The organism is Natroniella acetigena, from assembly GCF_023227745.1.
GTDB lineage: Bacteria > Bacillota > Halanaerobiia > Halobacteroidales > Halobacteroidaceae > Natroniella > Natroniella acetigena.
The window spans coordinates 1-7,860 of the sequence record NZ_JALKBX010000080.1; the positions used below are offsets into that span (position 1 = coordinate 1).

The 7,860-nt window shown below is 33.2% G+C and carries 7 protein-coding genes; all 7 read right to left on the bottom strand.

All coding sequences use genetic code 11. From position 1 onward, the window contains the following. Positions 1 to 333: 333 nt before the first annotated feature. A complete protein-coding gene (locus tag MWH25_RS12115; RefSeq protein WP_248627912.1) occupies positions 334 to 948 on the bottom strand; it encodes a class I SAM-dependent methyltransferase in 615 nt (204 codons plus the stop codon). Positions 949 to 1,199: 251 nt separating this feature from the next. Next, complete coding sequence (locus tag MWH25_RS12120; protein WP_248627913.1) at positions 1,200 to 2,393, bottom strand: putative glycoside hydrolase; 1,194 nt, start codon at positions 2,391 to 2,393, stop codon at positions 1,200 to 1,202. Between the two features lie 124 nt (positions 2,394 to 2,517). Then, positions 2,518 to 3,996, bottom strand: a complete 1,479-nt coding sequence (gene lysS, locus MWH25_RS12125) for a lysine--tRNA ligase (RefSeq protein ID WP_248627914.1) — start codon at positions 3,994 to 3,996, stop codon at positions 2,518 to 2,520. 21 nt (positions 3,997 to 4,017) lie between these two features. Continuing rightward, positions 4,018 to 4,491, bottom strand: a complete 474-nt coding sequence (greA, locus tag MWH25_RS12130) for a transcription elongation factor GreA (protein ID WP_248627915.1) — start codon at positions 4,489 to 4,491, stop codon at positions 4,018 to 4,020. A 123-nt stretch (positions 4,492 to 4,614) separates the two neighbouring features. After that, the gene (locus MWH25_RS12135; RefSeq protein ID WP_248627916.1) at positions 4,615 to 5,685 is read right to left on the bottom strand and encodes an SDR family NAD(P)-dependent oxidoreductase; all 1,071 of its coding nucleotides are present in this window, start codon (positions 5,683 to 5,685) and stop codon (positions 4,615 to 4,617) included. A gap of 32 nt (positions 5,686 to 5,717) precedes the next feature. Further along, complete coding sequence (locus tag MWH25_RS12140; RefSeq protein WP_248627917.1) at positions 5,718 to 6,644, bottom strand: quinate 5-dehydrogenase; 927 nt, start codon at positions 6,642 to 6,644, stop codon at positions 5,718 to 5,720. Between the two features lie 156 nt (positions 6,645 to 6,800). Continuing rightward, the gene (gene dusB, locus MWH25_RS12145; RefSeq protein WP_345947263.1) at positions 6,801 to 7,772 is read right to left on the bottom strand and encodes a tRNA dihydrouridine synthase DusB; all 972 of its coding nucleotides are present in this window, start codon (positions 7,770 to 7,772) and stop codon (positions 6,801 to 6,803) included. Between the last annotated feature and the right edge of the window lie 88 nt (positions 7,773 to 7,860).

Consider the following 7,860-nt stretch of genomic DNA (forward strand, 5'->3'; position numbering starts at 1 on the left):
TTATATAATGTAAACAATGTGTACACTGTTTACAAAATTATGAGTTTGACTAGCTCTTCTTGCTTAGTTGAAACATTACATTGTTTAGTTTTCAAAGACCGAATAGCTTGTTTAATTTCTGCCACTTCCTCAAGCGACAATTAATAGAATATCAAATTAGTTCTCAGTTGTCAAGAACTTTTTTAAATCTTTTTTTGTTGCCAATCTTTTTTCGCGGCAACATTGAGTAGTATATCACTCTACTTTAAACTTGTCAAGAAAACTTTTTTCTCCTCGACAAGCACAGCTACTAATTTAACACAATGACTTTTGTTTGTCAAGTCTAATTTTTAATTATTCTTTATGACAGATGGCAACCATTAAATAATATTTAGTATCATCTTGACTTTTTTCAATCTTTTTATTTAATTGATAAAAAAACTCCACCTCAAAATATTCTTCTAACATTTCTCTAAATTCTTCTTCTGTATACTGCCGATAATGATAAGGATTAGAACACTCTTTGTCTCTTCCTCGACCAAATGGGGTAGAGATTATCAATTGCCCACCATCTTTTAATAACTTATTTAAATTAGAAATAAATTTATAATCCTCTTTAATATGTTCTACAGTTTCAAAACTAACTATTGTATCAAACCTCCCTACCTTCTCTACTAAAGTAGAATTAGTTCCTTCTCCTACTATAAATTGAACTAAAGAATAACCATAATGGTATTGTGCATACTCGATACTTTCTTGATCTACATCAACCCCAATAATCTCTTTTATCCTTTCACCTTGGGCCAACAACACCTCTGTCCCATAGCCAACACCACAAGCTAAATCCAATATCCTCCCTTGGGCATACTTACTGGCAAACTTATAACGGGCTAGATGTTCCTTTAACAAACCATTATTAGGATTCATCTTCTTAGGCATAACTCTTTCATTAGTCAACTCTAAGTCCAAAACCTTACACCACCTTCATTATTTATTACAATGCTCTCAGCTAAATTAAAGCCTGTTAGTACAATGCTTCGCAGATAACTAAATTTCTCTACACCCCCGTCTTAGTGTACAATTGACAATGTACAATTGATAATTGATAGTTAAATTCAAAATTATAAAACCACAAACACTTAAATCATCAATAATTGCAAAGCATCCTACGACTAAATATTCAATCTTCCAATATTTCCTTTTAGCTGAGAGTACTCTATTTAATCATTAATTACAGCATCAATAGTATAAACAGAGCGCGGATTCCATAGTAACCACCCTGAAACTTGACTATCCTTTACAGCTTCAATCTGTTCCCTTACTTCTTCTTCACCATATCTATGCTGCATTGAAAAGTCCTGCAACCACGGACGCAATTTATGACCTTCTTCTCCTAGTTTTTCCCTAGCATCTGTTAAACTTCTATAAATAAGTTGATAAGGGCTCGTATCTGGATCAGCTAAACCATACATTTGAGGACTATAATGAGATGGATAAATCATTGGTGAAATATAATCAAGATGTTTAATCATCTTAGTAATATCTTGTCCAATCCCCAAATCACCTTCAATAGTTGTTGTCAAGCCAAATACATCTGCAGAAATTAAAGTGTTTTGTTTATCTAGCTTCTGGTTAGCATACTTTAGAAAATCAACAATAATATCAGATCTAGAATAACCTTCTTTTTCTCTAATAGTCAAATTGCTTTCTTGGGCCAAGGTTGGAAAACGTATGTAGTCAAATTTAAGCTCATCCAATCCTAAATCAATTGCTTTTTGAGCTATTTCCAGATTATAATCCCATACCTTCTTAGAATGAGGGTTGCTCCATTTTTGGCTATAGATAATCTCTTTTTCTTCACCTACATAATACTGTAAAGCATATTCATTTTGCTGAGCCAAAACTGCATCTTTAAAGAGTACTTGTCTACCAATAGTATAAATTCCTCGCCTTTGAAATTCTGCAATTAATCCTTTTAAATCTTTAATCATTGCTTCTTGAGAGGCTGCTCCAAATTCTTTAGAGAAAGTAACCCTTCCTGCAGCATCTTTTAGATCAATAACTACTGCATTTAAATCACTCTTTTCAACTTCATTAATTAACCTCTCAACCCTTCTTTGATCTCCAGCAGCCCAACCACTAATATAAAGCCCTTTTATATTTTCAGCTTGACTTATATGAGGAGCAATTAAATCAACTTTTTCTAGTGAAATTCTTCTTTCTATACTCTCTAATGGATTAAAAAACTGATTAACCTTCAATTTTGGTTGTGATAATTCTAGTTTCAATTCTTCATAGATAGGAGTATACTTTAACTCAAAGTTCTGGCTTGCCAATAAAGCAGGACTAGTTCCCAACAGAAAAAAAATAAAGATCATTAATGAAACAAATCCAAATCGAATTCGCTTATTCATCTTAACACCTCTTATTAGTTAAAGTTATCTCCTATAATTATAACACATGTTATAATAGTTGTTTATGTTATTTTTTTGTAAATCAATAAAAAAAGGAGGTAAACCTCCTTTTTTGAATAATCTCTTATTGGTTTTCTGATCGTAAATGTGGGAACAAAATAACTTCTCTAATCGATTCGGAACTAGTTAATAACATAACTAAACGATCGACTCCAATTCCCAACCCTCCTGCAGGAGGCATTCCATACTCTAAAGCCCTTATAAAGTCTTGATCCATCATATGAGCTTCATCATCACCAGCTTCTCTTTGTTCCACTTGTTGTTCAAACCTTTCTTTTTGATCAATTGGATCATTGAGTTCAGAAAAAGCATTAGCTATTTCATCACCAGCAATAAACAGTTCAAATCTATCTGTAAAAGCTGGATTATCTGGATTACGTTTAGCTAATGGAGATACTTCAACAGGATATTGAGTAATAAATGTAGGTTGAATCAACTTTTCCTCTACAAACTCCTCGAAAAATTCATTAATAATTTCTCCTATTGAAGTCTTACTCTCATAATCCAAGTGTTTTTCATCAGCTAATGATTTAGCTTCATCTAAATTAGAAACATTATTAAAATCTACTCCTACATGTTCTTTAACTGCTTCAATCATAGTCATTCTAGTCCAGTTATTTAAGTTGATTTCGTGATCATTATATTTAATTTCTAAGTCATCTAAAACATTTTTAGCAACAGTTTTAATCAATTCTTCAGTAGTATTCATAATATCTTCATAATCAGCATAAGCTTGATACAATTCTAACGTAGTAAACTCAGGATTATGCCTTCTAGATAAACCTTCATTTCTCATGTTTTTCCCAATCTCAAAAACCTTTTCAAAACCACCCACTAATAATCTTTTAAGATATAATTCAGGGGCAATTCTTAAATATAAATCAATATCTAAAGCATTGTGGTGAGTTATAAAGGGATTAGCCGCAGCACCACCAGCAATAGGATGCATTAATGGGGTCTGTACCTCTAAAAAATCCTTTTGCTCTAAGTATTGCCTCATCCCATGAATTATTCTACTTCTTAAAATAAAAGTCTGCTTAACATCAGGATTGACAATTAAATCTACATATCGTTGCCTATATCTTAATTCTACATCCTTCAACCCATGCCACTTTTCAGGTAATGGTCGCAAAGACTTAGTTAATAATTTAAACTCTTTAATTCTAAGAGTAATTTCACCACGACCTGTTTCAAATAAAGTTCCTTCAACTCCAATATGATCTCCAATATTCAAATCAGTAAATAAATCATATGCTTTTTCTCCAACTTCATTTTTTTTAGCATATAATTGTATTTTCTCTGATAAATCAACTAAATCAGCAAAGCTAGACTTCCCATGATCACGTAAAGCCATTACTCTGCCTGCAATCTTAACTTCCTTTTCTTCTGCTTCTAACTCTTCAAAATTACCTAATACTTCAGCAATAGAATGAGTTCTTATAAAATCATTACTATAAGGTTCTATACCTGCTTCTTTTAAATTCTCTAATTTTTTTCTACGTTCAATCATTAATTCATTTAAGTCCATTTCTTGCTCGGTCATTTTCCAAATACCTCCAAATTGCTATTTTTTAATTGCTAATATTTCATATTTAATAACTCCTACTGGTGCTTCAACCTCTACAGTATCTCCCACACTATTACCAAGCAATGTTCTCCCTAGTGGAGATTCATTAGAAATGCGTTGTTCATCTGGATCAGATTCTGTAGAACCTACAATTGAATATTCAAATTCTTCATCTTCATCTAAATCTTTAATTGTCACAGTAGTTCCAACACTCACCTTAGTTGTGTCAATTTCATCTTTATTAATGACTTCTGCATTCCTAATCATCTGCTCTAACTCTTTAATTCTACCTTCAACAAAAGCTTGTTCATTTTTAGCATCATCATATTCAGAATTCTCGCTAATATCACCAAAATCAAGAGCCTGCTTAATTCTTTTTGCAACCTCTCTTCTTTTGGCACCACGTAAATACTCTAATTCTTCCCTTAATTTATTTAAGCCATCTTCTGATACAATAACCTTTTCATTCATTATTGATTACCCCTTTGCTATCTTGATTTATTAATAAAAAGATAAAATAGTGTTAAGACAAATCAGTCTAACACTATCATTCCCATCATTAATATTACATTATAATGTAATTTGCAGAATTTGTCAAGTAGAGTTAACTATCCTTCTCATTCTACTAACTTCCTGTAAAGAAATTTCTCGTTCCATACTTCTTAGGCTAGCTAACTTAAACCCATGTTCAGTTGCTAATTGACTGATCGTTAAGATCTTTTCTACATCAAGCTCAGAACCCAAGCTATAATTTTCATACTTCTTAGCTAGAGCTAAAATCATAGTTTCAGCCATACAAGCATAAGCAGTATTAACAGGAAATCCAAAATCAAAATTAAATTTAACTTGACCTGGGACTTCTACAATTCCACCATCTATTACTAAAACATCGTTTCTCTGTAAATTGATCTGTCTGGCTACATCCCTAGGACGAGCTACATCACAGACAACAGCCCCACTCTTTAATAGGTTAATATCTATCAAACTCTCTATTGCACTAGAAGCTGTGATAATAATATCTGCTTGTGGTAGTAACTCTTCTAAATTAGTTGTGATTAGAGCCTCTACTCCTGACTCAGTTTTGAGCTTTGCTGCTAATCTTCTCAAATTCTCTTCTCTTCTCGCGGCCAGCATTAAATATTTATTATCTTGGGCCAACAATCGGACACAAGCCTTTCCAATAGAACCAGTAGCCCCTATAATTAATATATTGCTTCGCTTCATCTCAAGCCCCATCATATCACAAGCTAATCTAGTTCCCTCTATTGCTGTAGCAACAGTATAACTATTCCCAGTAGTTACTGGGATATCAAGTTCTTTAGCAATCGTAACCCCTTTATCTCCTACTATAGAAGTAAAAGCACCCAATCCTACAATTTTGGCCCCCAGTTTCTGAGCTTTAATTCCCGCTGCTACAATCTTCTCTACTACCTCTTCCGTTGGTAACTCCAAAATTTGGCGTGAGGTTAGCGGACAGCCTACAAACCAACCTTCCGCTTCAATACCTAACTCAGATCTCACCCCTGTTATCTTTGAAACCTCAAATGGTGGAATTAATTTAATTATGCTTTCCACTAATCCACCAGGTAGAAAATCACAGACAGGAAATTTGCGTGCTACATCTTCTACTTGTAAAGGGTGAATGATAAACCCAAACTTCTCCATTCATCTTCCTCCTCAATTATAAAGTTAACATCTTAGCTGTTGATAAGTTCTTCAGTTTGATTAAAATCTATCACTCGAGGTTTAAAATCAATTTCCTGTAATAAATTCAAATAATCAGAAATCTTTATCTCAGATACTTCTTTATCTAATAAAGCAACTAAAACTGCTTCCATCAAGTTAGTACCAAACGATCTCCCCTTAAACTCAGGGGTAGTTGTGATTAGTTTGCTGACTCCTCTCTTTCTTAATAAATTTAAATCCTGTACTGTAATTGTATTAGTTAAAATTATCTTTCCCTTTAATTGCTGAGGTAAATAATATTTTATGTAATGAAAGTCTCCTGCAATAAGATCTGCCCACTGATAATAATTTTCATATTTTTTATTAGAAGTTACCTGCTCTTGTTCTTTTCCAGTAGGATAAAATAATTTAAAGGGTAACCTACTAATTAAGGGCATAGTAAATTTAGCAATCAAATTTAAAATATCAAATGATTTAATCGGAATTGGTAATCCTAAACCAAACATTAAATCTCCAAAAATAATTTCAGCTTCTACCTCTGTTAAAGCTTTAGCCATTCCAAATCTATCTAAAGCAGATACAACCAATACTTTTTTATCTTTAAGATTAAGTTCTTGATCTATTTTTTTTATTGCATCAGACTCTAATGTTCTCTTCAACCCACTGCCATCAACGATAGGTGTTCTTTTCACTTGGTCAATTATTTTTTTAGCATCTCGTATTATATACTTTTTATTATTTATAAATAAGTATAAGTCCATTCCTCCTAATCCAAAAGCATCTACTTGATCATCTAATTCTTTAAATAATTTAAGTGCCTCTTTTAAATCGCCATCTGTTCCTATCCTTTCAATAATAAAATCTTCTCCCAAAATATCAGTCTCTATTCTTCGATCCCGACTTGAAGCCCCTAAACTAATACTAACTACCCGCTTCATACCCTCTAACCCCCTAAAAATAATCTCAACTATTAATATGCACTAATAATTTTAGATTTATGTATAAAAGAATAAAAAGATCAATTTAAATTTAAGTATAAGGCTAAGGTTAAGTAAAATCACTAAAAATAGAATTAAGCTGACACCTGTCAAGTATCAGCTTAATTCTTGTTGATAATTATTTAATATTCTCTTCATTTCTATTACTGTCTCTACTTGATTTAAAGAATCTTTTATTTTAGTACAATTTTTAAGTCCTTTGATGTACCAAGCAGCATGCTTTCTCATCTCTCTAACCCCTACATATTCACCTTTAAACTCAACTAAATCTTCTAAGTGGACAATAGCTACTTCAATTCTTTCTTCTGCAGTTGGAGGAGGTAATAACTCTCCTGTCCTTAAATAATGAGCAGTTCTCTTAAAGATCCAAGGATTTCCTTGAGCACCCCTTCCAATCATTACAGCATCACAACCTGTTTGCTCTACCATTTCTAAAGCATCTTCTGGGCCAAATATATCGCCGTTACCGACTACAGGAATCGAAACTGCTTCCTTTACATCTTTAATTACACTCCAGTCAGCTTGGCCTTGATAAAACTGCTCTCTTGTTCTGCCATGAACTCCTACAGCTTCAGCACCATTTTCTTGAGCAATTTGAGCAACTCCTACAGCATTAATCTCTTCTTTACACCAGCCAGTTCTAATCTTAACTGTAATTGGTTGCTTTACTGCTTGATCCATTACCTTTACAATTTCACCAACTTGCTCTGGCTCTTTCATTAGAGCAGAGCCATACCCATTCTTTACAATCTTAGGTGCTGGACATCCCACGTTCAAATCTATTATTTCAGGATTACTTTCCTTACTTATTATCTGAACAGCCTGGGCCAACACCTCAGGCTCCCTACCAAACACCTGTAAAGAGACCGGCCTTTCTACTTCAGCTATTGCTAACATCTCTTCAGTCCTTCGATTACCATTAGTTAATCCTCTGGCACTGACCATCTCAGTACAGACCAAGCCACAGCCCATCTGCTTAACTAGCTTACGATAAGGCAAATCAGTTACTCCTGCCATTGGCGCTAAAAAAACTGGGGGATCTATACTTACATCTCCTATTTTGACCACTTTAATCCTGATTATAAAAAACTGTTCAAAACTATATAAAATTAATTATAACCAGGTTTCACCTCCCTACCTTTTATTTTTTATCCAA